Annotated in this window: 32 protein-coding genes and 1 pseudogene; 14 read left to right on the top strand and 19 right to left on the bottom strand. The window is 62.4% G+C overall.

All coding sequences use genetic code 11. The features are described from left to right. Positions 1–87: 87 nt before the first annotated feature. Complete coding sequence (tnpC, locus tag CHINAEXTREME_RS17160; RefSeq protein WP_029601814.1) at positions 88–1,524, bottom strand: IS66 family transposase; 1,437 nt, start codon at positions 1,522–1,524, stop codon at positions 88–90. Positions 1,525–1,770: 246 nt separating this feature from the next. Here tnpC and CHINAEXTREME_RS17165 point away from each other — a divergent pair, with 246 nt between their 5' ends. Next, entirely contained in the window at positions 1,771–4,671 is a 2,901-nt protein-coding gene (locus CHINAEXTREME_RS17165; protein WP_007140860.1) for a hypothetical protein, read from the top strand. On the opposite strand, the gene CHINAEXTREME_RS17170 is transcribed toward CHINAEXTREME_RS17165, so the two are convergent. The 6 genes from CHINAEXTREME_RS17170 to CHINAEXTREME_RS17195 are packed head-to-tail and all read right to left on the bottom strand — an operon-like array spanning position 4,668 to position 7,706. Next, entirely contained in the window at positions 4,668–5,396 is a 729-nt protein-coding gene (locus CHINAEXTREME_RS17170; RefSeq protein WP_029601750.1) for an ATP-binding protein, read from the bottom strand. The genes CHINAEXTREME_RS17165 and CHINAEXTREME_RS17170 overlap by 4 nt on opposite strands. Before the next feature lie 3 nt (positions 5,397–5,399). Further along, a complete protein-coding gene (locus CHINAEXTREME_RS17175) occupies positions 5,400–5,717 on the bottom strand; it encodes a hypothetical protein (protein ID WP_238593310.1) in 318 nt (105 codons plus the stop codon). Next, positions 5,710–6,135, bottom strand: coding sequence for a hypothetical protein (locus CHINAEXTREME_RS17180; protein WP_007140857.1), 426 nt, complete (start codon positions 6,133–6,135; stop codon positions 5,710–5,712). The genes CHINAEXTREME_RS17175 and CHINAEXTREME_RS17180 overlap by 8 nt, the downstream gene beginning before the upstream one ends. Next, positions 6,135–6,788, bottom strand: a complete 654-nt coding sequence (locus CHINAEXTREME_RS17185) for a hypothetical protein (protein ID WP_007140856.1) — start codon at positions 6,786–6,788, stop codon at positions 6,135–6,137. Before CHINAEXTREME_RS17185 ends, CHINAEXTREME_RS17180 begins: the two co-directional genes overlap by 1 nt. Beyond that, positions 6,788–7,189 carry a hypothetical protein gene (locus CHINAEXTREME_RS17190; protein WP_007140855.1) on the bottom strand — a complete coding sequence of 134 codons (402 nt, stop codon included), beginning with the start codon at positions 7,187–7,189 and terminating at the stop codon, positions 6,788–6,790. The genes CHINAEXTREME_RS17185 and CHINAEXTREME_RS17190 overlap by 1 nt, the downstream gene beginning before the upstream one ends. Then, entirely contained in the window at positions 7,182–7,706 is a 525-nt protein-coding gene (locus CHINAEXTREME_RS17195; protein WP_238593311.1) for a hypothetical protein, read from the bottom strand. The genes CHINAEXTREME_RS17190 and CHINAEXTREME_RS17195 overlap by 8 nt, the downstream gene beginning before the upstream one ends. 199 nt (positions 7,707–7,905) lie before the next feature. On the opposite strand from CHINAEXTREME_RS17195, the gene CHINAEXTREME_RS17200 reads away from it, so the two are divergent. From CHINAEXTREME_RS17200 to CHINAEXTREME_RS17260, 13 genes are read left to right on the top strand one after another with little or no spacing between them, the layout of a single operon-like run. Next, complete coding sequence (locus tag CHINAEXTREME_RS17200) at positions 7,906–8,190, top strand: hypothetical protein (RefSeq protein ID WP_007140853.1); 285 nt, start codon at positions 7,906–7,908, stop codon at positions 8,188–8,190. Between the two features lie 15 nt (positions 8,191–8,205). Next, entirely contained in the window at positions 8,206–8,760 is a 555-nt protein-coding gene (locus CHINAEXTREME_RS17205) for a hypothetical protein (RefSeq protein ID WP_007140852.1), read from the top strand. Between the two features lies 1 nt (position 8,761). After that, positions 8,762–9,442: a hypothetical protein gene (locus CHINAEXTREME_RS17210; protein ID WP_007140851.1), complete on the top strand. Its 681-nt coding sequence runs from the start codon at positions 8,762–8,764 to the stop codon at positions 9,440–9,442. A 10-nt stretch (positions 9,443–9,452) separates the two neighbouring features. Then, entirely contained in the window at positions 9,453–9,653 is a 201-nt protein-coding gene (locus tag CHINAEXTREME_RS17215) for a hypothetical protein (protein WP_007140850.1), read from the top strand. A 2-nt stretch (positions 9,654–9,655) separates the two neighbouring features. After that, entirely contained in the window at positions 9,656–9,880 is a 225-nt protein-coding gene (locus tag CHINAEXTREME_RS17220) for a hypothetical protein (protein WP_007140849.1), read from the top strand. Next, positions 9,881–11,635, top strand: a complete 1,755-nt coding sequence (locus tag CHINAEXTREME_RS17225) for a hypothetical protein (protein WP_076738762.1) — start codon at positions 9,881–9,883, stop codon at positions 11,633–11,635. Further along, positions 11,636–12,472, top strand: a complete 837-nt coding sequence (locus CHINAEXTREME_RS17230; protein WP_007140847.1) for a hypothetical protein — start codon at positions 11,636–11,638, stop codon at positions 12,470–12,472. It begins immediately after the preceding gene. Then, positions 12,469–13,017: a hypothetical protein gene (locus tag CHINAEXTREME_RS17235; RefSeq protein ID WP_007140846.1), complete on the top strand. Its 549-nt coding sequence runs from the start codon at positions 12,469–12,471 to the stop codon at positions 13,015–13,017. The genes CHINAEXTREME_RS17230 and CHINAEXTREME_RS17235 overlap by 4 nt, the downstream gene beginning before the upstream one ends. After that, a complete protein-coding gene (locus tag CHINAEXTREME_RS17240) occupies positions 13,014–13,538 on the top strand; it encodes a hypothetical protein (RefSeq protein WP_007140845.1) in 525 nt (174 codons plus the stop codon). The genes CHINAEXTREME_RS17235 and CHINAEXTREME_RS17240 overlap by 4 nt, the downstream gene beginning before the upstream one ends. A gap of 5 nt (positions 13,539–13,543) precedes the next feature. Further along, on the top strand, positions 13,544–13,963 hold the full coding sequence (locus CHINAEXTREME_RS17245) for a ZmpA/ZmpB/ZmpC family metallo-endopeptidase-related protein (RefSeq protein ID WP_238593312.1): 420 nt from the start codon (positions 13,544–13,546) through the stop codon (positions 13,961–13,963). Continuing rightward, positions 13,960–15,186, top strand: coding sequence for a hypothetical protein (locus CHINAEXTREME_RS17250; RefSeq protein ID WP_007140843.1), 1,227 nt, complete (start codon positions 13,960–13,962; stop codon positions 15,184–15,186). The genes CHINAEXTREME_RS17245 and CHINAEXTREME_RS17250 overlap by 4 nt, the downstream gene beginning before the upstream one ends. Beyond that, on the top strand, positions 15,187–15,978 hold the full coding sequence (locus CHINAEXTREME_RS17255) for a hypothetical protein (protein WP_007140842.1): 792 nt from the start codon (positions 15,187–15,189) through the stop codon (positions 15,976–15,978). Further along, complete coding sequence (locus tag CHINAEXTREME_RS17260; protein WP_007140841.1) at positions 15,975–16,295, top strand: hypothetical protein; 321 nt, start codon at positions 15,975–15,977, stop codon at positions 16,293–16,295. The genes CHINAEXTREME_RS17255 and CHINAEXTREME_RS17260 overlap by 4 nt, the downstream gene beginning before the upstream one ends. A 233-nt stretch (positions 16,296–16,528) precedes the next feature. Here the strand turns inward: CHINAEXTREME_RS17260 and CHINAEXTREME_RS17265 are convergent, their stop codons facing one another. From CHINAEXTREME_RS17265 to CHINAEXTREME_RS17320, 12 genes and pseudogenes are all read right to left on the bottom strand, one after another. Further along, entirely contained in the window at positions 16,529–16,861 is a 333-nt protein-coding gene (locus CHINAEXTREME_RS17265) for a DUF5789 family protein (protein ID WP_076738763.1), read from the bottom strand. A 216-nt stretch (positions 16,862–17,077) separates the two neighbouring features. Further along, a pseudogene (locus CHINAEXTREME_RS17270) lies at positions 17,078–17,899 on the bottom strand (IS5 family transposase). 222 nt (positions 17,900–18,121) lie between these two features. Next, positions 18,122–18,574 carry a ribbon-helix-helix domain-containing protein gene (locus CHINAEXTREME_RS17275; protein WP_007140838.1) on the bottom strand — a complete coding sequence of 151 codons (453 nt, stop codon included), beginning with the start codon at positions 18,572–18,574 and terminating at the stop codon, positions 18,122–18,124. Positions 18,575–18,710: 136 nt separating this feature from the next. Continuing rightward, positions 18,711–19,142, bottom strand: coding sequence for an SWIM zinc finger family protein (locus tag CHINAEXTREME_RS17280; RefSeq protein WP_007140837.1), 432 nt, complete (start codon positions 19,140–19,142; stop codon positions 18,711–18,713). A gap of 245 nt (positions 19,143–19,387) precedes the next feature. Beyond that, complete coding sequence (locus tag CHINAEXTREME_RS17285; protein WP_007140836.1) at positions 19,388–19,675, bottom strand: hypothetical protein; 288 nt, start codon at positions 19,673–19,675, stop codon at positions 19,388–19,390. Between the two features lie 174 nt (positions 19,676–19,849). Beyond that, positions 19,850–19,996, bottom strand: a complete 147-nt coding sequence (locus CHINAEXTREME_RS17290; RefSeq protein ID WP_007140835.1) for a DUF1328 domain-containing protein — start codon at positions 19,994–19,996, stop codon at positions 19,850–19,852. Positions 19,997–20,193: 197 nt separating this feature from the next. Beyond that, a complete protein-coding gene (locus CHINAEXTREME_RS17295; RefSeq protein WP_007140834.1) occupies positions 20,194–20,598 on the bottom strand; it encodes a helix-turn-helix transcriptional regulator in 405 nt (134 codons plus the stop codon). Between the two features lie 562 nt (positions 20,599–21,160). Beyond that, positions 21,161–21,391: a SelT/SelW/SelH family protein gene (locus CHINAEXTREME_RS17300; protein ID WP_007140833.1), complete on the bottom strand. Its 231-nt coding sequence runs from the start codon at positions 21,389–21,391 to the stop codon at positions 21,161–21,163. A gap of 72 nt (positions 21,392–21,463) precedes the next feature. Continuing rightward, positions 21,464–22,291, bottom strand: a complete 828-nt coding sequence (surE, locus tag CHINAEXTREME_RS17305) for a 5'/3'-nucleotidase SurE (RefSeq protein WP_007140832.1) — start codon at positions 22,289–22,291, stop codon at positions 21,464–21,466. Between the two features lie 115 nt (positions 22,292–22,406). Further along, positions 22,407–23,945, bottom strand: coding sequence for a small ribosomal subunit Rsm22 family protein (locus CHINAEXTREME_RS17310; protein ID WP_007140831.1), 1,539 nt, complete (start codon positions 23,943–23,945; stop codon positions 22,407–22,409). Further along, positions 23,942–24,751: a prephenate dehydrogenase/arogenate dehydrogenase family protein gene (locus CHINAEXTREME_RS17315; protein ID WP_007140830.1), complete on the bottom strand. Its 810-nt coding sequence runs from the start codon at positions 24,749–24,751 to the stop codon at positions 23,942–23,944. Before CHINAEXTREME_RS17315 ends, CHINAEXTREME_RS17310 begins: the two co-directional genes overlap by 4 nt. Positions 24,752–24,812: 61 nt before the next feature. Continuing rightward, positions 24,813–25,124 (bottom strand): nucleoside triphosphate pyrophosphohydrolase, encoded by a 312-nt coding sequence (locus tag CHINAEXTREME_RS17320; protein WP_007140829.1) that lies wholly within the window; start codon positions 25,122–25,124, stop codon positions 24,813–24,815. Between the last annotated feature and the right edge of the window lie 139 nt (positions 25,125–25,263).

The raw sequence follows: 25,263 nt of genomic DNA on the forward strand, positions 1-25,263 counted from the left end.
GATCGGAACGTCACGGCACGGCCAATTCCCCACACCAATTTCGCCATTACGTCCCTCGATTCTCGGATTTTCTCTAATCGTACGTGTTTACCCCGAAGTCTCAACAGCCGGTTCAGTGTGAGCCCGTGATATCATCTCATTGTTGTTGACGACTCGGCGAAGTTCTTCGTAGGGATTGCGTCCCTGCTGGCGCCATGTCGCCAGCAGGGACAAGATCGTCTCGTGAACGAACATACCTCGATCGTTACGGAGTGTCCCGATGATTTTCCGGAGAACGACTGGTTCACGAAGTGCGTTCTCAGCTGCGTTGTTCGTCGGGGAGACCGCTGGCTCACCGACGAAGGTGAGCCAGTGGTCGATCCCTCCTTCGATTTTCCCGAGTAGTGTTGCCACTGGTTCGTCGGTTACTGACCGCCCCACGAGCGATCTAAGCCCGTTCTGGCATGAGCGGTGCATCTGTGCTCTCTCACGAAGACTCGGGTCGGTCTCCAGCCACGACTGGAGACCGACGAACATCTGCTTGAGATACCGGTAAACGGGTTCTGCCTCCTCGTGGTCACTAGCAGCGTCTTCAGCTTCTCGGAGAAGATGTGCCCAGCACCGCTGAAGGTTACTGCTGAACGCTGGATACGCCGTCCACCCATCGCAGATGACCGTTCCCGGGAAGTCCTCGCCGAGGACTTCCGCGGGAACATCACTTCCACGACTCTCCCTTACGGCGTATAGCGTGTGCTCGCTCGTCCGAAACGTCCAAATCCACGCCTGCTCACCCTCGCGTTTGATACCGGTTTCGTCAACGTGAACGATCTCTGCTTGCTGAATCTGTCTTCGAATCTGTTCGTATTCGCAGCGACCGGCGCGCGCAGCGCGCTCGGTCGCGTGCCACGCGGACGCGCCCGAGAGTTCTAATCCATGCAGTTGCTCGAACCGGTCAGCGATTTTCCGGTAGGGGAGGCGGTGATCGTACCGAGAAAGTGCTGCTTGAGAGATGACGTTCACCCCGAACTGCCCCTCATCGGGGCAGTCGGGGTGTGTAGCAACGGTTTCTGTTCCACAAGAGCTGCACTGGTAGTAGTGACGGTTGTACCGGGTGATTTCTGGTGGCTGTGGATCGGGAACCTCCTCGACGAGTCGGGGGCTGACGCCCACCGACTCGTCGAAGTGTTCGCCACACTCGGGACAACAGTCACAGGTGACATCGATCTCTTTGTCGGGATCTGCTGTTGCACGCCACTCAGGGTCGTGACCGTCCTTCCGTCCGGGAGTACCGCCATCGGTTCGAACATTCTCGTCTTCGTCGTCCTGCGAGGTCGGGGACTCGTCAGTCCCCGACCGTCGCTTACTGGGCGGTGTATGCGGATTTTCGTATTTGCGAAGGCGTGTTTCGAGTTCTTCTATCCGCTCGTCCTTCTGATCGATTTTCTTGTCCTTTCGCTTGTTCTCCCGTTCGAGTTCTTCGACTCGTTGCTCAAGTTGGAGAAGCCGAGAAAGGAGCTCTTCTTTGGTGAAATCGTCTGCGTTCACAGACTCCACCAACCAGTAGTGACAGCAGAAGTAACGGGATGGGCTCCGGTGCGGAGCCCATCCCTGAGAATCGTATCCGAGGTCTGCTGCCTGTTCATATCGCGTCCGTTGAACGCTTCCTACGAGAGAGTACCGAAATCAGCCCGGGCTAAACACATACCTCTAATCTATTTCGACGCATCACGGCTACTCCTATCGTGTATGGGTCCCCGCGGTACGGCCGACGAACGACAAGATCGACAACCAATGAGAGGAGATTATCCAACGGAAAAACGAGATTTGTGGGATCGAGAGATAGAAGACGATCTGGCCGACAGATCGATCAGAACGGAGTTCGAGAAGTTGCGGGAAGACTCCCGCTTCTGGGTCAACGGATTCGGGCCGTTTCTCGTTGAGAAAGAGAACGAGCAGAATCCGGGCCAGACCGGGTGGATCGGCACGCCTGAGGAGGTCGACGATCCAGACGAGAAACGGAACAAAGGCGTACTGGTCGCCTGGTCTGGTTCCATGCTCGACGATCCGAAGGTCCGGCTCCGGACTGGCGGTGGCGACGACTACGAGACCGTGCGTCACCTCAAGGTGGACAACGAACACAACCTCCAGGACGACGTCGACGAACCGACCTATGAGTGGCTGAAAAAGCGCAAGGGGGAACTAATTCTTTACAGCGAGGACGTCAAGAATCGGTACTTCCGGATCGCCCGGCCCCAAGAGTTCGACGATGGGACTGTGACACTGAACGGAACCGGCTACGGTGGAATCGATGAGTACGTCGACGAGTCCCAGCAGTTCACAGCTGTTCCTGACTCGCTTGCCAATTATGACGAACCGGGGAAATTCACTGTCACGCCGCTGGGTGTGACCGAGCGCGGAATGGAGTGGACCGATGCGATCGTCGTCGAGCCTGGAGAGATCACGGATGGGTACAGCAGCCAGATCGAGCAGGTGGCCGATACCAGTATCCTTGACCCGGACGCTGCCGAGGCGGGCGGACTGCTTGGCGACGACGCTACGCTAGAAAGTAGCGGACTTTCCCTCGAGGATCACATCACCAAGGTTACCGGAATCGGGGACAACTCAGATCTGATTACCGGCCACGGCGTCGAGACTATTGGGGAATGGTGGGAGATGGGTGCGCCGTTCTTCGGCGTCGCTCCTGCCTGGCACGATTCGGCGCTTCAGGACCTCCTTGGTTCTGAATTCGTCGACGAAACCGATCCCCAGGACCTCATGCGAGTATTCACCGGCTACACCGCCGGCATCGTCTACGACGAGGAGGGCGAGCAACTCGGTGGACTCCCGAACGCGCTTTTCGGCGGATTCCCTTGGGACCGGGCGAACTGGGCATGGTACTATGGTAACATGCGAACGCCGGAGCACCGACCGGATGAAGCCGACAACCCCGACGGAACTTACCAGTTTGCGTTTGCTACCGGCGACGAATTCCCCCGTTCGGCGCTAGATTTTGACCCTGACGACGTCCTGTCAGGCCTACATTCAGCAGCTGGGGCGGCGACCGCGATGAGATCCGACCGAGGCCGAAGCATCGTCCGCTATCCGGCGGACGGACTCGAAGAGGGTGCGGCCTACCCGCCGAAAGCGACCGTCGAGTTCATGTCCGTACTGTTTGGGACGGACTTCACTAACCCCGACGTGGCTCGGGACCACGTAGAGGTCGCGGTCGTCCCCGGGAAGACCTCACCCGGGGCGGACTACGTCACGTTGTTCCACCATCCGGATGCACCGGCTCACGCGCTGATCGAGGGCGATGACCACGTCATGCCCGAGGACTTCGATCTCGTGGATGACACCTACGATCCCCTTGAGGAGTGGGCCGAACAGACGGCCCAGGAAATCGACGAGCGTCAGGAGGCATTCGAGAGCGAGATGGAGCTACCAGAGTATGTCAGGCGCTCGCCCCTCACCGAACGGGACATGATGGTCGCCCCCCAGGACGCTGGGCCATTCACGATGGATGACCGGACCGGACCTCATCCAGACGACCGGCACCGAGAGGATCACTACCCCGAGGAAGAAGATGAGGCGATTGCGGAAGACTTGGCGCTACAGCAAGATCGAGATAAGCGTATTCAGAACGCCGAAGATGCTGGCGTCTATGATCCGATCGGCGAGTTCAGTGACAACGATGGCAAGCATCACCGCCCCGATAGTCGGGATCAGGTTGATGAAACGCTGGGGACCAAAAATGGAGAAACAGAGCATTTTCCACGACAAATAGGAGAGTTCGTGCTCGAGCATACCGCCGCTCACCACCTCACTTATACTACCAATTCGGAGCCATACACGATCGAGGTCACACCGTCACACCGGATTGATTCGATGTACCAGTTTTCGCTTTCTCACGAGGACAGCGAACCAGGGATACTCGAGGAAAAGGGAAGCGGACACGACGCTGACGATTTCCGAGAGTGGTATCGTGGCCTCGAGCAGTTCGACGATGTCGGCGACCAAGTCTCCGACGCCTCGAAACCAGACGACCTCGCTGACAATCTCGTTGCGCAGGGAATCAACCGGATCACGGCGAGCCACTTAGCGGACGCTCACGATAGCATGGACGCCGTCGCTACCGCCGTTACGAACATCGACGACGTTACGAAGCTGAAAGGTGTCGCTGAGGGGTCGGCCGACGAGGTCAAGGCTGCGTTTGGTGTGGGAACGTTGGATGACGCTGACGTCGCTACCGACGACGATCCCGACTGCGACGACAAGGAAGAGAACTGTGCTGACGGCGATCGCGTCGCCTGCAAGGCTCTCGTCGAAGAATGCGGCTTCGAGAAGGACGAGGCCGAGAATCTCCTTGCCGAGGCCCGCCGCGTCGACGGTGAGCTCCCCCTGGAGGCGAAGCAAGCACTGTCGACCGCCTGGGCATCATACAAGCAGGCGCTCAAGAAGGGCCATGAGGCTGCTGAAGCCGTCAAGTCATACCACGGCGAACCCGAACACGCCGAGCGGTCGATGGCGATCATCAATGGGATCCGAGACGCTTACGGGCAGGAACCGATCGACTTCGACGGGCCGCCAGAAGTCCCGGAGGCCGAGGCAGTGAGCGGGCCAATCACTCCCGAGAACGCGGGCGTCGAGGTGAAGATCAACCGGAACGTGTACGACCCGATGCTCGAGTTCTAAACCGGCAACGCGTCGTCCAACAGTCCGTCGTCACCGCTGAAATGCGGCCGGTCCCGGCCGCAGTTGTCGGTGTCGATTTTCTCGAACTCGCCCGAGTGCTTGTTTTCGACGATCGCCTCGCGAGCCTTCAGATCCTTCAGCCGGTTGGCGTCGAAGACGCTGGCCTTGTTGATCTTCTTGATGTCCCGCTGTTCGCTCACGTGGAAGTAGACGCGACGATCGGACTGTGAGAGGATCGTCAACGGCATCAGCGCCGGTCGCTGTGTTAGGTGGATCGTTTCCACCCCGTGCTTCCGGCCGCCGGTCTGCATCCGATTCACGCGGCTGTCGAGCTTGTTCTTGTCGAGGACTTGGTGGGCCTCGTCGCAGGAGACGAGCGCCGACTCCGGCGCGTCGTCGATTTCGAGGTCTTTGCACAGCGCCATTGCGGCGGCGCTGATACGACCGTACAGTTCCTGAATCTCCTCGTCGTCCAGGGCATCGGGAACGACTCTGACCTGCCGGTGGTTGAACAGGCATTTCGGCCAATCAATTGATTCGAATCGCTCCCTATCGACGATCAGAGTTCCGTAGAGAGCGTTCCCTTCGACCGAGAGTCCGCCTTCTTCATCTTCGAGGTCGAAGTGAACGCTGATATCGAAGTTCGGCGCGCGGTCCTCGAGGAGCGACCCGGTGTAGTAGCTCTTTCCGGTTCCCGACGCCCCGATTACGCTCACTCGTGCCATCGGCTACAGGTGACAGCGGTAGACGCGGTCGCTTGCAGTCCACTCGCGGACGTCGGCCGGTTCGACTCGCCTGGGCGGGGACCGATCGACTCCGAGAATCGGGTGTGCGGTCGCCATCGTCGTCCACCATTCGCCGTCGACGTGAGCGATGATCGCGAACTCGCCGACGAACGTCGAGGTCCGCTTGACGACCAACCACTCGCGGCGATCGAGGCCGTCCTCGAGCAGGCGCTCGACGTCGCCTTCCCCGACCTGCTCGGTCGTCAACCGTTCGGCAGCGCCGTCGATCGGCAACACTGCCGGGGGAACCAGACTATCCATCGGCCTCACCCGGTTCGGGGGCCGTATTCTTGGCCCGCTCTTTCGCCGCCGTGAACTGCTCGAGTTCGTCGGCGTCGAGCAGCTCGTCGAGAAGCTTTTCCCGTTCTTCCGCCTGCTCGTTGAACAGTTCGAGTAGAGGTTCCCAGTCGCCGTTAACGATCCCGGCGACGTAGAACGCCATCTTCTCCGGCGTCACCATCTCGAGGTCGACCTCGACGCCGTGTTCGGCACCGATCCGGCGGAGGTCCGCTCGCTGCATGTTGATGAGATCGGCCATGATGTCCGCCGGCGAGTCGCCGTTGTCCCCTTCCTGGAGGAGCATCTGTGCGATCTGATCCGGATCGGACAGCGAACTCGCGATCCCCTGGGGTGTCATGTCGATGCCGAGGCTCGAGGCGAGCCCGTTCCGATCGCCCATCACGCCGACGCACCTCCGAGGTTGGCGGCGTCTTTGAGGCGGGCGATCTGTTCGTCGCTGTCGGGACGCATGGCAACAGCAACGGCCGCACACGCCAGCGAAGAGCCGAGCAGTGCCCAGGCAGGATCGACCTCGTCGTTTCCGTCGACGAGGATGTATTCGTTCGCAAACTCGGCTCCGTAGTAGCCGAGTCGGAACGCCGAGAAAACGTCGCGAAGATCGTCCTCGAGGGCATCCTGCTGTTCGTCGTCCAATCCAACGGTTGCGAGTTTCGCGGCTCCGTCCTCGATGGACGTTTGTAGCTTGGCCGTCGGGTTGTCCCCGGAAAACGTAAACTGCTCGTCGGGATCGACGTTGTCGGATGTCGATTCGTCTTCGGTATCGTCGTTCCCATTTTCGGTCTTCTCATCGTCGACGTCGTCGACACCCGCAAACAGGTCTCCGTCCGCCAGATCGTCGTCGGTGAGTTCGACTTCCTCGATCTCGACGTCGTCGCCATTGTTACTGCCGGTATTCTCATCTCTTTCGTCGTTGGACGTTTCGGCCCGCTGTGAAGGGCTATCGTTCTCGAGCGGTTCATCCGGTTCCTCGTCGTCGGGGACGGTGTCATCGTCGGCCTCGGCGGGGTCGGCGGCGATCTCCGGCTGCGGCATCAGTCATCGCCTCCCGTGAGCCGACCGCGCTTTTTGAGTTCCTGTACGACCGCCTCGTCGCCCTTGAGCGGCTGTGACGGATCCTGCGGGACGATGATCTCGCCCTTGTGGACGGCTGCCGTCTCGTCGGCCGAGACGTCGATTTCGACGTCGTCCTCGTCGGTGTTTTCACTGTCGTCCGTCGCTTCGTCGGAAGCGGTTCCGGCCGTCTGACCGGAAGAACGCGTCCCGTACCAGTAGACCGCCGCTGCGAGAAACAGGATGCCGCCGAGGAGAGCGAGGGTGCGTTTGGAGACTCCAAGCGAAAAGCCGCTCGAGTTGCTCCCATCGCCGTCCGTCGGGGGCTGTCGGTTCTGTTGCTGTCCGTGCGCTGCTTCGATTTCGTCGATGGAGTCACTCATGAGTGTGTGCAGAAGCGGCGTCCTCGCGGTTATCTCCCCAGTTGTAGGGGACCGAGCAGTGAGGACAGTTGTCTGGATACCCGGTCACGTCCGTTTCGCAGTTCGGGCACTCGAACTCGTGTCCGCCCGAGACCGGATTTTCGTCGGTCGATTTCGAGTTGTCGTCGGGAGGATTGTCGTCAGGACTGCCGTCGGCTCGAGCGCGGTCCGTTCGGCGATCGACGACGTCGTCGACGAGGTCCTCCCATTCGTCTTCGTAGTCATACTCCTCGAGGGGAATGACGTCCTCCGGATCGTCGGGATCTCCGTCGGCCGGGAGAACGTGCGGATGCAGCGACTCCCGGAAGTGCTGGCCGGAAGTCATCGGTCCCCAGGACTCACATCCCCAGCAGAACGTCCGGTACTTGTTGCCCGGCTTCTCGCTGCGCTCGATTCGCTTCATCAGTACCGGAACGACTCGAAGACTCGAGCAGTACCGGCACTCGTGCCGATCGGTCGTCACGCTACGGGTGGTCACGGTACGCACCGGCGATTCGCCAATTCTCGAATGCAGTTGCTGGTCGGATCATCGATGGAGGGCGGCGTGAAATTGGGCGGTGCTTGGAGGGCCGCCTATCTCATCATTCGTCCGTTTCTTTAAGTAGCTAAGCCCAATTCTGCCAATTCCCAATTAATTTGGCCGTATATCCGACGGAACGTTCTCGGTTAGGAACGCAATGGCGACTGTAAACGTCAGCCGGGCGACGGAGACGCTCTCGTCGTCGGCGTTCCTCAAGTCGGCTGTCCTCATCGTTGGGGGCAGTCTCGGTGCACAGCTGGCTACGAACTACCTTCGATCGAACGTCTACGACGTACAAATTCGTGGCGGAGACGCCGTGTATGCTCTCACAACGGCGTTCGTCACCCTCGCAATTCTTCCACAGCAGTACTCGCGACCGCTCGCTCTCGGAATGGGCGCGACGTCGGTTCGGGTTCTTCTGAACGACTTCGACATCGTCTAAGAGGTGCTCGAAACCATGCAAATCAACCAATCCGCCGCCGAACAGGAGACGCCCCTTCACGACGAACTCGAGTTCGTCGAGAAGCAGGACGTCCCCGCCGGAGAGAAGAACGCGACGAAGGACAACTACGCCTACCGGATCGAGGGGCCCGGAGACCGAGTGATCTTCATCCAGGGCGGGACGCAGTTCTCACCCGAGTTCCGGGACGCGGAGGGGAACCAACTGGACGGCAGCGCTCGGGTCACTTTCCAGAAGTGTACGAAACAGGGCGATCCCATCTCGGAGTACGTCTTCAACGAGCAGCTGGGCCGGTTCGACTACTCGAAGATGCGAACGAACCCGGAGTACCAGCGCTACACGAAGCGCGACCTCATGCTCGACGAGCGCGAAATCGCCAAGATCTACGTCCAGATCCCCGACAGCGGGGAGGCTTTCGACGCCTCGAACTCGACGCTGGTAATCGGTGACGACACGAGCGACTTCGGGACGCCCGTCGAGATCATCAACCACGACGATCTGACCGCCGAAGAGAGTCAGGCGATCAAGGCGGCGAGCCAGCGAGGTGAGTAAGATGGCGGTCCAACCGTACACGATCAGCCACACCGGTCAGGTACTCGGCGACGAACAGGTCGACGTCGAACAAAACAGCGAGGGGCGTCAGTCGGCGATCCTCTCGTTCACCTGTCCCCGGAACTTCGAGCGGATCCACTACATCGGCAATCGGGATCCGACGCGCTTCGTTCCCCGGACTATGGAAACCGGACAGGGGCCGGACGTGGATCTCGACGCGGCGATCCAGCCGGTCGCCGGCGAGGAGGACCTGGACGATCAGCCGTACCCTGCGGTGCAGGCAGTCGACGTCTCCGGTGCTGATCCCGTCGAGGTCGACGTTCTCGACGTCGACTACGCGACGGGGACGGTCACCCTCGACGTCGCGGACGGAACCGACGTCAAGGTCTTCCCGATCATCACGGAGGGGAACCTGAAGTTCCGCGGTCTCGACACGCTCGGCCACAACAAGGGACCGATCAACGAGTGGCCGTTCCCGATCCAGCGGTTCCACGACTTCGAGCAGGACAAGCGTGGAACCGAGATCAACATGCACGGCTCGGTTACCTGGAAACGCCACGAGACGGTCGAGGTCATGCTCGAGTCGCCCCGTGCCCTGGTGTGGGAAGACGGTGACTACACTGACGCCGGCCTCGGTTCCTACGTCTCGACGTTCGAGCAAGACGTCGAAATCGAGCACTGAATGCCCCACAATGGACTATCAGGACGTGCTCGAGGCCGAGCAAGCAGAGCACGGTACTGACGAGTCCGCCGTACCCCAACGTTCCCAGCCGGCGGCCGACCGCCGTTCTCCGTTTTCGATGAACTACGAGATCGACCTCGAGCAGAGCCTCGACGACGATCAGAAGGAGACGCTTCGGGGCCTGTTCTGGCTGGGGACCTACGTCATCTAAGCATGACTTCACGACTCCAAGACAAAGTACACGGCTCTGCCGAATACCAGGCCCTCACGGCCCAGCAACAGGCGTCCGAAGCTCCCCCCGATCGGGAGGAGACGGTCGCCGACGCTGTGGACCCAGTGATCGGCCTCGAGAAGGGAAAGGCAGAGTTCTGGATGCAGGTGGCACAGCTCCTCCTCCTCTACCTGATCCTCCGCGAACTCCAGCGGGGTGGTGCCTGAATGTTCACGACCCCGTCGGGCTCGAGCGGAGGCGGCGGCCAGTCCTACGAGGAAGCCGTCGAGGAAGAGGACGAAGAAGAAGAGGAAGAACAGCAGGAAGGCGACAGCGGCGGCATCTCCGTCGGGATCCCTGGCACTGACTACGAGGTCACAACGAGCCGGGAAGACGCCGACTACGGAATGGCCGACCCGGACGGCGTCCGCGACCCCGTCGACGAAACGCTCCGCAACGCCAGCGGCGGCGACGTCGGCCTGTCCGATGACTTCACCTCGACCGAGGACTCCGGCGGCGTTACCAACGTCCTCAGCGAGATGGACGACGCGACGGCCGACCTAACCGATCCGGTTCTCGATCCCGTCCAGGAGGTCGGCCGGACGACGCTGGCCCAGGCCCCCATGTCGGCGGCCTACAGCCTCCGCGAAGGAGAGGCGACCTGGCTCGAGGACGAAGAGGTCGCCGAGGGCTTCAGTCAACTGGACGAGGAGATCACCGAGACGATCGACGAGGGCCTGGAGGACACGCGCCTCGAGGACAGCCGAGTCATCGAGGGTACCCGCTGGGCTGGGGACGCGATCCTCGGTGAAAGTGCCCGTATTGCGATCGGAACCAGTACCGGGATCGATACTCGCGAGGGAGATACGGACTTCGATGTCGGGTTGGCAGAGGCCGGCGACGTCGCCCTGACGCTCGGCACTGCCGGCGCTGGTGGCGCTGCTACTCGCGGCGGTCGCCGGCTCGCCGACGACTCCGACGAGATTCTGGACGTGTTTCGTCGCAGCGATGAGGGCGACACCTTCCTGGGCTCACTCGGCCGATCGACCGACGAGGCCGAGGACGCCAGCAGTGCGGCCACTCGAGCGGACGACGACGCTCTCCCGGTTCCAGCGGACGAGGCCGGGAGTGCGGCCCGTTCGACCGACGAGGCCGCCGGCGGACAGCTCTCCCTGACCGACGAAAGCGGTGACGTCGTCGACGGAGCCCTCCGGCAACTCTTCGGACGCGGGAGCCGGAACGCCGACGAGGCGGCCAGCACGACCCGATCGGCAGACGAGGCGGCCAGCACGACCCGATGGGCAGACGAGGCTGCTGAATCGGGTGGGCGCTGGCGCAACAAGATCGACGAGGATGCTGGCAGTACGACCCGCTCGAGCGACGACGCGGCCAGCGCAACCCGATCGGCCGATGAAAACCTCTCCGAGACTGAGCGCGTCTTCCGCCAAGCTGAACAGAAGTCCGGGAGCGCAACCCGCTCGAGTGACGACGCCGCCCGTGCGACTCGGTCGAGCGACGAGGCCGCCAGCGCAACCCGCTCGAGCGATGAAGGGGATACTCTCTTCGAGCGAGCACGCCGGTCTCTCGATGAGGCCGGATCCCGTCTCAGCAATGCCGCCCCAAGTCGTCGCCGGAGCCTGGTCGGTGGTACGCTCGGCGCAGGGGCAATCGGGGCCGGGATGCTCGCAACGATGGACCCGTCGGATGCCGATGACGTGATAACGACCGAGGACGGCCACCGGATGGTCTGGAGCCAGACGCTCCGGCCGACCGAAGAGTATCCCAACGGCGGCGAACTCTACCGCGTCGACGACGACGGCGGGAATCACGTCGGCTACTGGGTCCTTCTCGGTGCCCAGGGCCGCAACCTCATCGTCCTCGATTCGAACGGCGACCCACGGGAAGCCAAGATCGAGGCCGAGCAGTTCCAAGAAATGCAATCGTCAGACCCCAACGCTCTCCAAAACGAGGGTGATGCCTAAGTGGTACAAGTCGACTTCGAAACCAAAGACGAAGCCCTCGAGGCCTATTACGGCGAGGACTCCGATCAGCCCGGCACGACCAACGACGGGACGGGACCAGGAGAGTCCGGTCGCTGGGCTCCGCCCGAACAGGTGCCGACCGATTGGATCGCCGGCTGGACACTGACCTACCAGGCAGAGCGCGACGACTCGGAAGTCCGCCGGTATTTCGTCACCCGTCTCCACCCGGAAACGGGACAGTTCCAGGCGCTTACGATTCCGAGCGGCCAGGTCGAAGACTACGCTGACGACACGCCTCTGGACGAGCTTCCGCACTCCAGTCGTGAGGACGATGCTCGCGAGGCCTACCAGACCTGGCTCGAAGAAAACGATCCTGAACCTGGGGCCGGATCCGGGGCTGGAAGCGGCAACGGCGACGACGAATCTCCGGCGTGGGGTGAATGGCAGCGCGTCGACGAGGCCGCGCCCTGGTGGATCTGGGGCCGTGACCATCTCGAAGAGGATCGATCCCAGTTCCTCATCGCCGGTGAGAGTGACGACGGGAGTGCGGTCTATCTCAACGGCGCCGGCGAGGTCGTCGATGAGCCGGCGATCTTCGAGACGATCGACGAGGTCCAGGCCGCCCTCGAGGCGTACTTCCAGCGCACCGGGTCGGGGGACGTCCCCGACGATCGTCGACCGACGGGCAACAGTCCTGCCCCGGAGACGATCGGCCAGGAAGCCAGCGAAGCCGGAGCGGACAGTAGCGGCAACGTGAGCGGCAAGAAACTCCTGGCCGGTGCGGCGCTGGTTGGGACCGCCATCTACCTCTACAACCGAGGTGAAAACGGCGAATGAGCAGGATCCGACTCGGTACGAAAGTCGCAGAACAGTTCGGGACGTCCGTCCAGAAGGGCATCCGCTTCGTCGACGACGCCGGCCCTCGAGCGGCCCGGCGCGTCCTCGATACGAGCAGCGATGCAGCCCGCGGAACCGCTCGGTGGCTTCAGTCGCCGGGCGGAAAGGCGACAGCCTTCGCTGGCACGATCGGCGCTGGCGGCTACGCCTGGCGCGAGCAGGACGTCCGCGAGGCGGAAGCGCTGGCCGAGCGGTCGGAGAACTACAACGAGGTCTTGCAGGAGATCATCGAGAGCGATCTGCCGCCGGAAATGAAGAAAGAGATGGCCGAAGAGGCGACTGAAGCCGAGGCCGGCGGGAACAGTGGCTCCGTGAACGACGGCGACGGTCCCCTGGAGGCGATCGGCCTCGGGAACCTCTCCGAGGACCCGGTGATGCTGCTGGTGACCATCGTCGTCCTCGTCGTGATCCTCCAGCAGGTCCTCGACGAGGGCCAGGGCATGGTCCCTAACTCGGTCCGGCCGTCTGGGGGTGGTCAAGCGTGACCGTTCCGCGATTCGACAACTACGAAGAAGAGGCGGTCGCGCTGCTCCGACAGATCGCCGCCAATACTGGCGCGATCGACGACGTCGGCGGTGGGAGTAGTCCATCTACTCCGCAAACCGGTACCTCCGGCCCGGCCAACGACCGGATGTCGCCTGAAGAGTACATCGTCATCGAGACGGCCGCCCTCGAGGAGGCGAACCCGGACGGAACGGTCACGATCGAGCCGGGTGAGACGGTGACGCTGGCAGAGTACGAGTCCCGTGCAGCCGGCTCGTTTTCGCTGCTCGCGGCGGGTGCAAGCGAGCATATGGACGTCGCGTACAGGCTCGTCGCCGACGACGATCGGGTCGTTGGCGGGACGACCTACTCACCGTTGGGAAGCATCAACGACCCGTTTTCGTTCCCCAAGATGTACGACACGGAACTCCAGGTATCGGACCTGATCGAGTACCAGGCAACGCTGTCACCGAACGCGGAAGGGACTGTCGACGCAGCGGCACGCCTGCACCTACGGAGGTGATCTTCATGGCAACAGAAATCAGCACGATGGACGATCTCCAGGCGATACAGGGGGACCTGAGCGGTGATTACGTCCTGACCGACGATCTCGATGCACTGGACTACGACTGGACACCGATCGGCGACCAGTTCGAAGGACCATTTACCGGCACGTTCGACGGAAACGGCCATACTATCGATGGCCTGTCACTCGATAACGGCACAGACGGCCCCGCGGCACTCTTCGGCCTCGCCTACGGGTGTACGATCAAAAACGTCCGCCTTCATAACGTCTGGTTCCAGGGAGCGTATGCCGCCGGTCTCATTGCGACGGGCCAGCCCGACCTCGTCGGGAATATCGAAGTAACTGGGCGGATTGAGGGCGAATACGGCGCTGGCGGCATCATCGCCCGGGTTGAAGAACCCTCTGGAGGGGGTGAGGCATGACGACCAATATCATCAGTTGCGATGTCTCCGCCGACGTCATCGGTGACCCGACTGCTGGCGGAATCGTCGGATCGACTTTTAGCGAAGGCACGATCTCCCTCGAGCACTGTCGAGCGAGCGGAAACGTCAAATCGAAGGGGACGCATTCAACGGCGAAGGCTTCCGGGATCGTTGGGTCCGTCGGTATCAGCCCTGCTCCAGACACCACAATCGAGACGTCGCTGTTTCTGGGCAAACTGAGCCTCCCCAACTCCGATACCGGAGATAAGTACTATATCGCGAACTGGTACGACACAGATCCGTCTGCTTCGGACGTCTACGCCGTCGATAACGGAACTGCATCCGCTCTCACGCCCAATCTCAACTCGGAAGGGAAACTCTTCGACGACGAAGAGGCGACGGTCGATCACAACGCTGTGGACAACCTCTCGCCGCTCGTCTCGACGGACTACTGGGTCCGCGAGGCGTTCGAACCGCCGTCCCTGGGGTGGCTCTCGCCGGGATCGACCCGGATCTACGGCACCGTTCGCGACGTCGACGGCGAGGGGGTCGAGGGCGTGGGGATCTCGACGACGCGAGACTGGGCCCGGACCGACATCCTCGGATCCTACGAACTCGCCGGTTCACTCGAGAATCCAGAGGTCTCGAGCCTTGGCGGATCTGTCACGAAGCAACCGGACCCGGACGCGGACCAGCAGACGGACTTTCAGTTCGCCGGGATCGAGGCCTCGGTGACGAACCCGACGACCGGGGAACCGCTCTCGGGGACGGTCTTCGAGATCGGCGACTACCTCGTCCGGGCCGACGAAAACGGGAAAGCGAGAATCCCGACGCTCCCGCTTGAGACCTACACGACGACGCTGTGGGACGAGTACGAAGTGACGACGACGCTGTCCTCGGAGGGTGAACTGGCCGAAGTCGTCTTTTCGAACGCCCTCGAGGAGTATAGCGAGTTGTCGGGCCTGACGTTCAACGTGATCGACGAGGCGGGCACGCCGATCCGCAACCTCCCCGCAGCGGTCGGACCGCTCGGCTACGTCTCGAAGAGCACCGAAGACGGAGAGCTATCGGTCCCGATCCCGACCGACGTCGAGGATGGGACCGAAGTGATCCTCGGCCAGGGCGACGACCGTTACCGGACGCGGCGGTTCAGCCTCGAGCCGGGAGAGGACCCGGATATTGGTCGCACGATGATGCTGTCCAAAACCCAGGGTGAGCGCTAAATGTCCCAACGACAACAGCAGTCCGAACTCTACACCAGCGAAGAGGTGATCGCCTACCTGGCCGGGTTCCCCGGAGCCCGTCAGGCGGACGATCTCGTGGCGGTACGGATCGAAGGAGACGATCGCGTCGAGGTCGACGCGGAACTCTCGAGCGAGGTGGACGTCTCCGATGACAAAGAGCGGCTTCTGGGCCAGGTCACAGTGACGAACCTAACGGACGTCAACCTCGAGGGCCAGGCGTCCCCCCTGGACGTCTCCGCATCGACGGTGCCGATCCAGAGCGACGGCCCCCTGGACGTCTCCGGGACGACGGTCCCGATCCAGGAAGACACCGCTCTGGACGTCTCCGGGACGACGGTCCCGATCCAGGAAGACACCGCTCTGGACGTCTCCGCATCGACGGTGCCGGTCGAGCATCAGGGGGTCATCGACGTTTCGAGTCGGGACAGTCGAAACCTGGGTGACGTCGACGTCACCGATCTCCCCGACGCCGATCGTGCTGACTGGGCCAGCGCCACGCTGCCGGCGGACGGCTCGATCGAGCACTCGGTGGCCGCGGTCGGTGCCGATCGCCTCCGTGGTCGCGTCTCCTCGAGCGGCACCTACGACCTCGAGGTGGCCTGGCTCGCAGAAGACGGAACGGAACTGTTCACGGACTCTGTCGCCAGCGGCGTAGCTGCCGGAGAGAGTACCGACGTCGATCTGCTTACCGTCGGGCCCGAGGCAATCGTGCGAGTGGTCGATCAGAGCAGTGCCGAGCAGACGGTCGACGGAGTGATTCACCTCGCATGAGCGCCGACGATGAACGTGATGGGGTTCCGATCCGAACGCGATCGGGTACCATCGACGACGTCCCGAGCAATCCCGAGTTGGATCAGCGGATGACTCGAGTCGAGGAACAGATGGACCACGTCGTCGAGACGGTCGACCGGATCGACTCTCGACTCACCGAGCAGCAGAACGAGCTCGAGGAGGCGGTGGCGTCCAATACGGAGGACACGACGATGCTGAAAAGCAAGTACCGACTGGCGAAGTGGACGATCGGGACGGCCATCGCCTTTTTGGGGATGGGAGGAACGATCGTCGGTGTTGTCGTTACAGTGGTTTAGAGGGGCTCATAGGACTCTACCCACGGTGTTGATTCTATCTGTTCCTTCGAAGACTGACCGACAAGTAGGTTTGCTTATTGACCGCTGGGATCCCCATCAATCAGAACATCTATTCGAAGAGTCGTGATGAATACAGGGCGCGTATCTCGCACAGAATTATTTCCTGATTCGACCAGGTCGGATCGGTCAACACAGGCGGTCTAATTTGTGAGATGAGTGTCTTGGGGATTGTGCTATCGGCCTATGAGTCCCAGTATCCGTCTGCGAACGTCCTCGGCTGAGTCATATGTTTGGTCATCAGTTGAAGAGAGTACCTCCTCCAGGGGCTTCTTGCCGCCCTGAATTTCAAGTTCATAATCGCCATAAGCCTCAACCAACTCAGTTGTCGTGGTTGGATAGTCGTGCGATTTGAGCGCTTCATCAAGATCACCAAGCCGCACGCTTTCGTCATCAAACAGCGGTTCCTTTTCATCGCCGCGGACTTTAGCCTCCTCTAATTCTCGCTCACGCTGGCGATTCTCTTCAGCATCTGCTTGCTCATCTCGACCCTGTTTATCATCTGCCATATACAACAGTAGGAGATCCAGACGAATATAACTCTCGGCGGTTGGTTCGCAGGCACATTCTATCGGCTAATTCAGGATTCATTTGGAGAAAATAACGTAGCCCTTGTGCTGACTACATCCTCTATATTCTGCTTCGTAGGATCGCTAGCCGAGGCTTGATTTCGGTGCCACCGCTGATCCAGCCGCCAGTGAGAAACCGGGACACGGCGGTTGATCCTACGGATATCTGACCGTTCGGCGAAGATTATAGACGGCACATTTGAGCACCATCTCGCGGAACTCCAGATGCCAGCTTCGCGCACGCACGGCGGAGCCGAGCGTGCGCTTGAGGCTTGAGAAGACGGTTTCTACCATCCAGCGGCGGTTGTATCGATCACGATCCATGCGGGCGTTATGAGCGTGATCGAGCGCCCAGTAGATCCGATGTTTGATCAGTGGACGAATCCCGTTTGCGCGAAGTTCGTCTCGGAACGCTTTGTCGTCGTAGCCACGGTCTGCGGCCACTGAGAGCAGGTCACCCGCATTTCGGCGGGTGACCTGCGGGCCAATTCTGAAATCGGATGGTGTTTTCGTCGAGACGTGGACGTCGGTGACGTACAGCGTTTCGACGTCAACTAAGGCGGTGACTTTCAGCGTTCGAACACGGTAATGCGCCCGCTGGGCGTAGTGGCGTCAGGGCTGGTCACGGTCGAATCCCGTTGAATCGATGGCAGCGTGACCAGTGCGTTTCTCGGCTGATTCGCCGAGAAACGCACGGTACGTCTTCATCGATATCTGTTCGAACCAGTCACGGAGCACGGTGAAGTGAGGAAGGCGCGTGAGCCCGATTTCTTCGAGAATGCCGGGCATTTCACTGAGCAGGTCTATCGTCTGGCGGTAGGACTTTCCAAGCTCGATTCGGAGTGCTTGCAGGGTGAGCATCGCCCACTCGGCGAACCCGCCACCCCCTTCGGGGTCGGCGGGTTCGTCCGGGTTCTCGACAACGTTTTTAGCTTTCGTAACCGATTCTCGGGTGAGGAGGCGGAATTCCGACTTCACAACACTCTGCCTCTTCGCTTTCTACGGAGATAACGCGATTGAGGCGGCGCTGTCTAGCGATCCTACAGAGCACTCTATTCAGCAGGCGGCTTTTGGCATAGTTCGGATAGATCGATAGCCGCTCCGTTACCTACCTCGCCTGTACTTGCCGTTTGTCGGGTAGTCGCAAAGAAAGTGTGCGAAGTGTTCTACGACACCCTCGTGATTTAGATTATCGTGACCTCACGCAGAGGCCTTCGTCGATCCCTCCACGATATCTTCACCGTCGGTGTATTGCATCGGTCGAACGACCACCCAGACGTACTGGTTCCCCGGGAGGACGGACACGTAACCGAGTTCCTCGAGTGGTTTGATAATCTCTTCGAGGACTGCCGGTTTCGGCGTCTGATTGTCGTAGAGCTTGTTTTTCGCGGTCTCGAGTTTCACGCGGGGCCTGGTCTTGTGGGGTGCGTGTGCCCGATCGTGGAGCATCCGATAGGCTTCTGCAAGTCGTTCGTCGTCGGGGAGCACCGGGTTCGGCCCTTCGAGGTCGCCTTTCACGTCGACCTCTTTCTGGACCAGTTCTCGAAGCTTCTCGCTGCGGCTCTTGTCTTCGCGATCGGCGATCTCGTCGAGCTGCTCGAGGAGGTCGTCCGGACAACCGAACGAGACGCGACTCGAGGGGTTGTGATCCATTCGACTCATCGACTCACCCCGATTGCCCCGATTTGCATAACTCGTGAATACGCAGACGGCGCGGCGAAAGACAGTTCGTATGCAAGGGGGGTGTGCAACCGTCCGAAGGCCCCTTGTGCGCGGGTGTGCGTGCGCGTCATGCGCGTACCTCCCGCTCCTGTTCGTGTTCTCGAGACCGTTCGATTGCATCGTCGTGGTGCTCGCCGTCGAACGTCTCGCCGGTCGACTGACGCATCTCGATTTCGTCGTCGGGACTTCCGTCGGTCGCCTCGACGGCGATCAACTCGAGGAAGTCGGCCTTCCGGAGCGTACAGAGATGCGCGCAAGGGCCGTCGTGATACTGCCAGCCCTTGCAGTCACAGCGGCCGACGTACTCGCCGTCGTCGATTCCGAGGGCGCAGTAGTGGACGTCCTCACCGTCGCGAAGCGTGACCTTGTAACCGAATCGGCCGAACGACTCGATCAACGCCTCGCGCGGGTCCGCTCGAGTCCACGACTCGGTTTCGCCGTCGCGCTCCTCGAGGAAGTCGACGGCCTCGCCGTCGGTGGGTTCCGGAAACGCGCTCATGCGTCCTCAGACCCTCCAAACAGATCGTGTGGTCCGTTCTCACAAACGCGACGGGGGAGTCCGCCGGGTGAGGTCTTGGTTACGATCCGGCCCCCACAGTGAGGGCAGTAGCGGGTCATTGGCGGACACCTCCGCCGTACTGAGATTGTCCATAGCCGAGGATTTGGGTTGCCCGCCCGGCGAGTCCACTTCTTTCCAACTCGTTTTACAGGGAGTTGCTGGTATTCGCGTACCCTAGAGCCCCCCTAAATGGCGTCGCCAGGGTCGTGTTCGGCCGCCATCCGCTGGGCTTCGTTCGCGTACTGTTCCCGTAACTCCGGATCGTTCACGGTTCCGAGATTGGACGGCTCCGCTTCGACCGCCGCGGTCGTCTCCCGAATATCCGACCCTGATGTGAGCGCACGCTCTTTCCGAAAGTACTGCTTCCCATCCGTGGTCGCGTACGTGAGGATGATGAGGTTCTGTTCATCATCCGAATAGGTGCGTTCGACCAGCCAGACGCGCCTCCCGTCCGCCGTCTCCGAAGACGTCATACGTGACCGTACGGGAGCGACGGTCAAGTGCGTACCTCTCGAGGACCGACGGCCCCGCAATTTACCTTCGGGGCCGTTATCGTGCCAACGACGGTGTGGCGACGACGACTCCTCGCGTGGGGTGGCAAGGTCCGCTCGTCCCGCCGGTCCGGCAGTATCGAATCGCTTTGGCGGTCACAACAGCATCGAAACGACCGCGAGGACGAGAAACAGCATTATGAGCCACTTCGCGACGGCCATGGTGACACCTGCGACGCCCGTTGCTCCGAGCGCGGCAGCGACGATCGCGATCACGAAAAACAGCAGTGCGAGTTCGAGCATAGACGAACGGACGGTTCGCTCGGGGAAACGAATTCGGCCTTCGTACGCTGCCCTCCCGGCTGTCGAATGCGGGCAGAACGAGTCCGTGGGCGGTGGCCGTCTACGGACGTGCCATGGCCTCACATCGGACGACCCAATTCGACTTCGAGAAAGAAAGGAAACCGTCGATAGACGAGCTGAAACCGATCGGCGGGCCGTTACTCGTTCAGGTGTGAGCGATAGCCCTTCGGTTCGAACCCTTTGCGACAGATGACCTGTTTACGCCCGACCGTGATCGCACTGATCTGGTCGTCGTCTTCCATGCGATCGACGACGGCCGCCAGGTGGTCCTCCGACCAGCCGGTTTCCTCGAGGACGGTCGAGCGGTCGACTCGACCGCCGCGTTTGACGAGTAGCCGGAGAACCTTGTCTTCGTCGGGGAGTTCGCGTTCGTCGACGCCGTACTCGATCTCCTCGGCGTAACTCAGCGTTTCGTCGTCGGCGTTTCGTTCGTCTGACGATTCTTCGGTTGTGGTCGTGCCGGACTCGTTCGCTGTCGGGTCCTCGTTAGAATCACCCGACCAGAGAGACGAGAGGCGAGCCCGGAGTGAACTCAGTACCATGTGTGATTGCCCTCCGTTGTCGTTGGTAACGATGACGGTGTCAGTGTCGGTCTTGGCCTCGGTATCCGTATCGTCGTCGGTGCCGACGGCGATACCGGTCCCGGTTCCCGATACCGGTAGCCACGCCGGGTAGCGACGTGATACCGTACAGTTTCTGGATCCCGTGTCGATACTGGGTGCCGTCGGACCGCGAACGCGTCGTTACTCTTCGTTTCTCCTTCATCCGTCTTATATTTGTGTCGTAAGAGAGGCTGTCCGAAACTGATTAGCACGCTGTCGGTGACGATGTCCTCGGCGAAGGGCAGTTGCCTTGCTGACTGCAAGCTTTCGGTAAGGGGGCTCGTGATCCCCGATCCGCGTCCGTTCGTATCGATACCGGTGTCGCGGCATGGCCATCGGACTCGATGGCGTTCGAACCCCAGCCCCAGCAACGGCTCGCGATTGCACTCGGAGTGCGTGCGTCGCCTTCCCCTTTCCGTTCTCGTTCTCGCTCTCGTTCTCGCTCTCGTTCTCGCTCTCGTTCTCGCTCTCGTTCTCCTTCCTCGAGAGCGCGACACCCAGCTCACAGCCGGTCCCGGACTCGCCTGCTGATTTCGTCGACGTCGAACTCGTCTTCGGTCTTGTCGAAGACGACCTCGTCGTCGACGCGAACGACGAACACGCCGTTGGCACCCGTCCTGAGCGTCACCGCCTCGAGTTGTTCCCCGAACGTCGACAGGAGCGCATGTTGTACGTCTTCCGCGCGCGAGAGAAACCCACACGGGACGCAGTACTCGATCTCGACAGTAGCCATACGTGACTGTTCGCTATCGGGGTACAAATCACTCCGGGTTGCAAACGGATACTGAAAGAACGGGCTTGTACTTCAGCCGTCAGTCTCGATCCCGCGCGACTCGTGGTACCCGTCGGCGAGTTCCTCGAGCAGTTCGTGGTGGTTCGTCGAGTGAGGGGCGGTCAGCGGGGAGACACTGATTCGGCCCTCGACGACGGCCCGACGGTCGGTGCCCTCGGGGTCGGGCAGCGTTTCGGGATCCATCGATTCCCAGACGCGGTCGTGCATGTGGATGCGGTCGCCCTCGCGTTCGGCGTCCATCTCGTAGCGCTTCGAGGGGCGCGTGATCTCGACGGGTGCCGGCTCGCCGTCGGCCAGCGGCACGTTGACGTTGAGGTAGGCCGCGTGGTCGAAGACGCCGGCCTCGAGTGCGGTCTCGGCCAGATAGCTGGTCACGCGGATCGCCTCGGCGTAGTCTTCGGGCTCGAGGTCGACCTCGCTGAGCGGCGTTCCGTCGACGGGAACGTACATCGAGGTCGCGATCGCGGGCACGTCGAAGAAGGCTGCCTCGACGGCTGCACTGATCGTTCCCGAGCGGCCGAGGACGTACTCGCCGAGGTTCGCGCCCTCGTTGCAACCGGCGACGACGAGGTCGGGGACCGTCTCCGGGGTGAGCGCGGACAGGCCCGCAACGACGCAGTCGGCCGGGGTCCCGTCGAGCGCGAACCCGAGCTCGTGGTCGTAGACGTCGACCTCGTGGGAGATCGAGCGCCCGCAGGCGCTCTGGTCGTTCGCGGGAGCGACGACGGTGACGTCCGCGAACGCCGAGAGGGCGTCGTGCAGGGCTCGTATCCCCGTGCTGTCGATCCCGTCGTCGTTCGTCAACAGGATCTCGAGATCGGCTGCGTCGGCATCGCCCATACCCTCGAGTTGGTCCCCGGTGCGAAAAGATCACCGCTTCCCGTGGGCGGACGCGTCGAGAAGCGCTGGCGTGGGTCCGGACGGGGCATCTGCCGGGTCGGCTGAGGCCGCTGGCTCACCCGATCCGGTCTACGATCGTCTCCTCGTCGACGACAAGGTTGTACGCCCCCTCGTCGTCGTTCCACAGCGCGAGCGCCTGTTCGAACGAACAGACCTCCCCGTAGTCGGCCTCGAGCAGCGGCCGGTTGAGCGCCGTCTCCCTGGTCACCACGGCGTAGTGGTCGACGTCCTCGCTGCCGTCGCTGATCTTGAACAGGGGGTTCGGGCCGGACCGGCCCCGGACGTCCCCGTCCCCGTTCTCGCTCTCGCTCAACGAGCGGCTGAGTTTCGCCCCGACGACGTCGATCCGGTTCGGGACGTGGCGGTCCATCTCGGCCATCTTCGCCCAGTCTCCAGTGTCGAGTTCGACGTCGATCCGCCGCCGGCCGTCCAGGCGCAACAGCGAGTAGGAGAACTGGACGTCGACGTTGACGAACTCGCCCGGTTCGTGGTCGGGGTCGCCCTCCGGCGCGGCGTCCTCGAGTTTGCGCTGGAAGGGCGGGATCTCGAGGTCGGGGCGGGCGTCGAACGTCCAGCCGCGATCGTCCGGCCGCTCGCCGGGCCAGAGGCGGACGGTGGGGCCGTAGACGGTTACGGTTCCGCCGTCCTCGTCGGCGTCAGGTCGCATCTGCTGGTCCTCGAGCCGTCGCTCTATGTCCCGGAGCTGGATGCTCGTGTTCTTGTCGGCGGGTGCCATCGCGAGGAAGGTGCCGTCGGGCCCCAGCATCCGGAGGTACTTCCTGGCGACCGCCGCGGGCACCTCGAGTTCGCTCAGCACGTTACAGGCGAGCACGAGGTCGAACCCGTCGTCTGGTGCGGTAGGGTCGAACCGCTCTTCTCCGTCCCCGGCTCCGCCGAGCGTCGCCGGGTCGAACGCCTCGGCGGTCGTCCGGTGGACCGTCGTGTGGACGTTTCGGCCGGTCTCCGGAAGCAGGTCCTCGAGGACGTCCGCGGCCGCGCTGGGTTCGATCGCGTGGTACTCGAGCAGGGCGTCGTCGGGCAGGTAGTCCGCCAGCCCGAGTGCGGGACCGCCGACACCCGCGCCGACGTCGAGCACGCGCAGGCTACGGTCGAGCAGCCCCCGCTCGGCCAGGTCGTCCAGCGCGTACTGGACGGCGGCGTAGTAGCCCGGCAGGTGATAGATCGCGTAGCCGGCCGCGACGTCGTCGTCGTACTCGACACGTCTCCCCTCGAGGTAGCGTTCCTTGAACCGGCGGACCGTCGACCGCAGGAGGTCGCCGGAGGCGTCGGCGTGCCAGTTCGCGCCGTAGCGGTCGACCAGCAGGTCCTCGAGCGCCCGCGAGTAGTCGGCCGGGAACGCCTCGACCGGTCCACGGTTCGGCGAAACCGGGTCGTCATCGACGGGGACGAACGTGCCGTCCTCGCGCTCGATCAACTCGAGGCCGCGTTCGGGCGCGAGTTCCCGGAGGTGCTGGCGGACGACGGCGGGGTGGGGCGTTCCCTCGACGTACTCGCAGATCTCCTCGGGGTCGATCGGTCTGACGTTTCGCAGGTACTTCGCGTTTGACCGGACGGCCTCGCGCTGGTCGCTCATTCGCTGTCACCTCCGTGGGGGTCGGTGTCGGTGTCGTCGGCATCGGCCTCGAGGTCAGGGTGCTCGTTCCATCGATCCGCGGCCTCGCGGTAGAGGTCCTCGAAGGCCGCGCCGTCGGCCGATGCGATCTCGGCCGCGGCCTCGGCGACGTCGTCCGCGCCGTCGAACGCGTCCTGGATGTCGGCGTAGACCCGCGGGGAGCCCTCGGTCATTCGCTCGGCGAGGGTCTCCAGCCGATCGTAGATCGGCGTCTCGAACCCGTCGGGTACGGCCGCCGGGTCGGCCGAGAGCGCGAACGCGAGCACGGCCGCGTGGGTGGTCGCCTGCACGGTCTCCATCGCCTCGTCGTGTTCGGCCGCCGTCGTCTCGACGAGGTCGTTCCCGCGGGCCTCGAGATCCGCGAGCAGCCCTCGTGTCGCCGGCCCGTCGTCGTCCCGGACGACGGCGATCGAGCCGGGAGCGCGCTCGGGGGCGAAGAGGGGGTGGAGGCTCACCCGCTCGCGGTCGGGCGCGTGGTCCCGCATCGCCTCTAACGCGGGTTCCATCGCGCCGGAGACGTCGACGACGGCCCGTTCGGCCCGCCCGGCGTGGTCGGCGATCGCGTCCCCGACGTGGCCCATCGGTACCGCGAGACAGACGACGTCGTAGCGGTCCTCGCCCTCGAGGTCGGTGACGTCGGCGTTCTCGACGCGGTCGGCGGCCGCGGCCGCGGCGTCGGGATCGACGTCGGCGAACGCGACCGGGGCGTCGATCGCCTCCCCGAACCACGTTCCCATCGATCCCGCGCCGACGATCAGTACGTCCATCGGTCGCTCATACCGGCCGCCGTCGCAAAAGCCGTTCGATCGCTGGGCTCGAGTGAACGGACTATTCGACCCGTTCGAGCACGATCCGCTCCTCGAACCGCCCCCGGTCGCGAGCCTTCTCCGCACGGAGTTCCTCGAGCCGTTCCGCCGAAATCCCCTCCTGCTCCCGGATGGCGTGGACGACCTCCAGGACGTCGGCCAGTTCCTCGATTTCCCCGCTCTCCCGGAACTCCGCGACTTCCTCGTCCAGTTTCTCGCGGAGCCGGCGTTCGTACTCCTCCTCGGCCGCGGTGTGTACGACCGGCGTCTCCCCGTTCCGCTCGATGATCTCGGGGATCGAGTCCCGGACGAGTTTGTCGTATTCTCGAGCCATACGTCTCGGCGTCGAACGCCGTGGACTTGTGGCTGGCGCTGTCGAGTCCCCGAAACCGACACGACTGCACGAAGTCCGTGCGATCAGATTCGAATCAGTTTCAGTATCTCTCGTAGCCATCCGTCTGGTTCCGTCGATC

The sequence above is a fragment of the Halobiforma lacisalsi AJ5 genome (assembly GCF_000226975.2).
Lineage (GTDB): Archaea > Halobacteriota > Halobacteria > Halobacteriales > Natrialbaceae > Natronobacterium > Natronobacterium lacisalsi.

Coding starts and splice junctions, on each gene's coding strand:
- CHINAEXTREME_RS17165 (WP_007140860.1), top strand. CDS start 1,771: ATGAGAGGAGATTATCCAACGGAAAAACGAGATTTGTGGGATCGAGAG.
- CHINAEXTREME_RS17170 (WP_029601750.1), bottom strand. CDS start 5,396: ATGGCACGAGTGAGCGTAATCGGGGCGTCGGGAACCGGAAAGAGCTAC.
- CHINAEXTREME_RS17175 (WP_238593310.1), bottom strand. CDS start 5,717: ATGGATAGTCTGGTTCCCCCGGCAGTGTTGCCGATCGACGGCGCTGCC.
- CHINAEXTREME_RS17180 (WP_007140857.1), bottom strand. CDS start 6,135: ATGGGCGATCGGAACGGGCTCGCCTCGAGCCTCGGCATCGACATGACA.
- CHINAEXTREME_RS17185 (WP_007140856.1), bottom strand. CDS start 6,788: ATGCCGCAGCCGGAGATCGCCGCCGACCCCGCCGAGGCCGACGATGAC.
- CHINAEXTREME_RS17190 (WP_007140855.1), bottom strand. CDS start 7,189: ATGAGTGACTCCATCGACGAAATCGAAGCAGCGCACGGACAGCAACAG.
- CHINAEXTREME_RS17200 (WP_007140853.1), top strand. CDS start 7,906: ATGGCGACTGTAAACGTCAGCCGGGCGACGGAGACGCTCTCGTCGTCG.
- CHINAEXTREME_RS17205 (WP_007140852.1), top strand. CDS start 8,206: ATGCAAATCAACCAATCCGCCGCCGAACAGGAGACGCCCCTTCACGAC.
- CHINAEXTREME_RS17210 (WP_007140851.1), top strand. CDS start 8,762: ATGGCGGTCCAACCGTACACGATCAGCCACACCGGTCAGGTACTCGGC.
- CHINAEXTREME_RS17215 (WP_007140850.1), top strand. CDS start 9,453: ATGGACTATCAGGACGTGCTCGAGGCCGAGCAAGCAGAGCACGGTACT.
- CHINAEXTREME_RS17220 (WP_007140849.1), top strand. CDS start 9,656: ATGACTTCACGACTCCAAGACAAAGTACACGGCTCTGCCGAATACCAG.
- CHINAEXTREME_RS17225 (WP_076738762.1), top strand. CDS start 9,881: ATGTTCACGACCCCGTCGGGCTCGAGCGGAGGCGGCGGCCAGTCCTAC.
- CHINAEXTREME_RS17235 (WP_007140846.1), top strand. CDS start 12,469: ATGAGCAGGATCCGACTCGGTACGAAAGTCGCAGAACAGTTCGGGACG.
- CHINAEXTREME_RS17245 (WP_238593312.1), top strand. CDS start 13,544: ATGGCAACAGAAATCAGCACGATGGACGATCTCCAGGCGATACAGGGG.
- CHINAEXTREME_RS17250 (WP_007140843.1), top strand. CDS start 13,960: ATGACGACCAATATCATCAGTTGCGATGTCTCCGCCGACGTCATCGGT.
- CHINAEXTREME_RS17255 (WP_007140842.1), top strand. CDS start 15,187: ATGTCCCAACGACAACAGCAGTCCGAACTCTACACCAGCGAAGAGGTG.
- CHINAEXTREME_RS17260 (WP_007140841.1), top strand. CDS start 15,975: ATGAGCGCCGACGATGAACGTGATGGGGTTCCGATCCGAACGCGATCG.
- CHINAEXTREME_RS17265 (WP_076738763.1), bottom strand. CDS start 16,861: ATGGCAGATGATAAACAGGGTCGAGATGAGCAAGCAGATGCTGAAGAG.
- CHINAEXTREME_RS17275 (WP_007140838.1), bottom strand. CDS start 18,574: ATGGATCACAACCCCTCGAGTCGCGTCTCGTTCGGTTGTCCGGACGAC.
- CHINAEXTREME_RS17280 (WP_007140837.1), bottom strand. CDS start 19,142: ATGAGCGCGTTTCCGGAACCCACCGACGGCGAGGCCGTCGACTTCCTC.
- CHINAEXTREME_RS17285 (WP_007140836.1), bottom strand. CDS start 19,675: ATGACGTCTTCGGAGACGGCGGACGGGAGGCGCGTCTGGCTGGTCGAA.
- CHINAEXTREME_RS17290 (WP_007140835.1), bottom strand. CDS start 19,996: ATGCTCGAACTCGCACTGCTGTTTTTCGTGATCGCGATCGTCGCTGCC.
- CHINAEXTREME_RS17295 (WP_007140834.1), bottom strand. CDS start 20,598: ATGGTACTGAGTTCACTCCGGGCTCGCCTCTCGTCTCTCTGGTCGGGT.
- CHINAEXTREME_RS17300 (WP_007140833.1), bottom strand. CDS start 21,391: ATGGCTACTGTCGAGATCGAGTACTGCGTCCCGTGTGGGTTTCTCTCG.
- surE (WP_007140832.1), bottom strand. CDS start 22,291: ATGGGCGATGCCGACGCAGCCGATCTCGAGATCCTGTTGACGAACGAC.
- CHINAEXTREME_RS17310 (WP_007140831.1), bottom strand. CDS start 23,945: ATGAGCGACCAGCGCGAGGCCGTCCGGTCAAACGCGAAGTACCTGCGA.
- CHINAEXTREME_RS17315 (WP_007140830.1), bottom strand. CDS start 24,751: ATGGACGTACTGATCGTCGGCGCGGGATCGATGGGAACGTGGTTCGGG.
- CHINAEXTREME_RS17320 (WP_007140829.1), bottom strand. CDS start 25,124: ATGGCTCGAGAATACGACAAACTCGTCCGGGACTCGATCCCCGAGATC.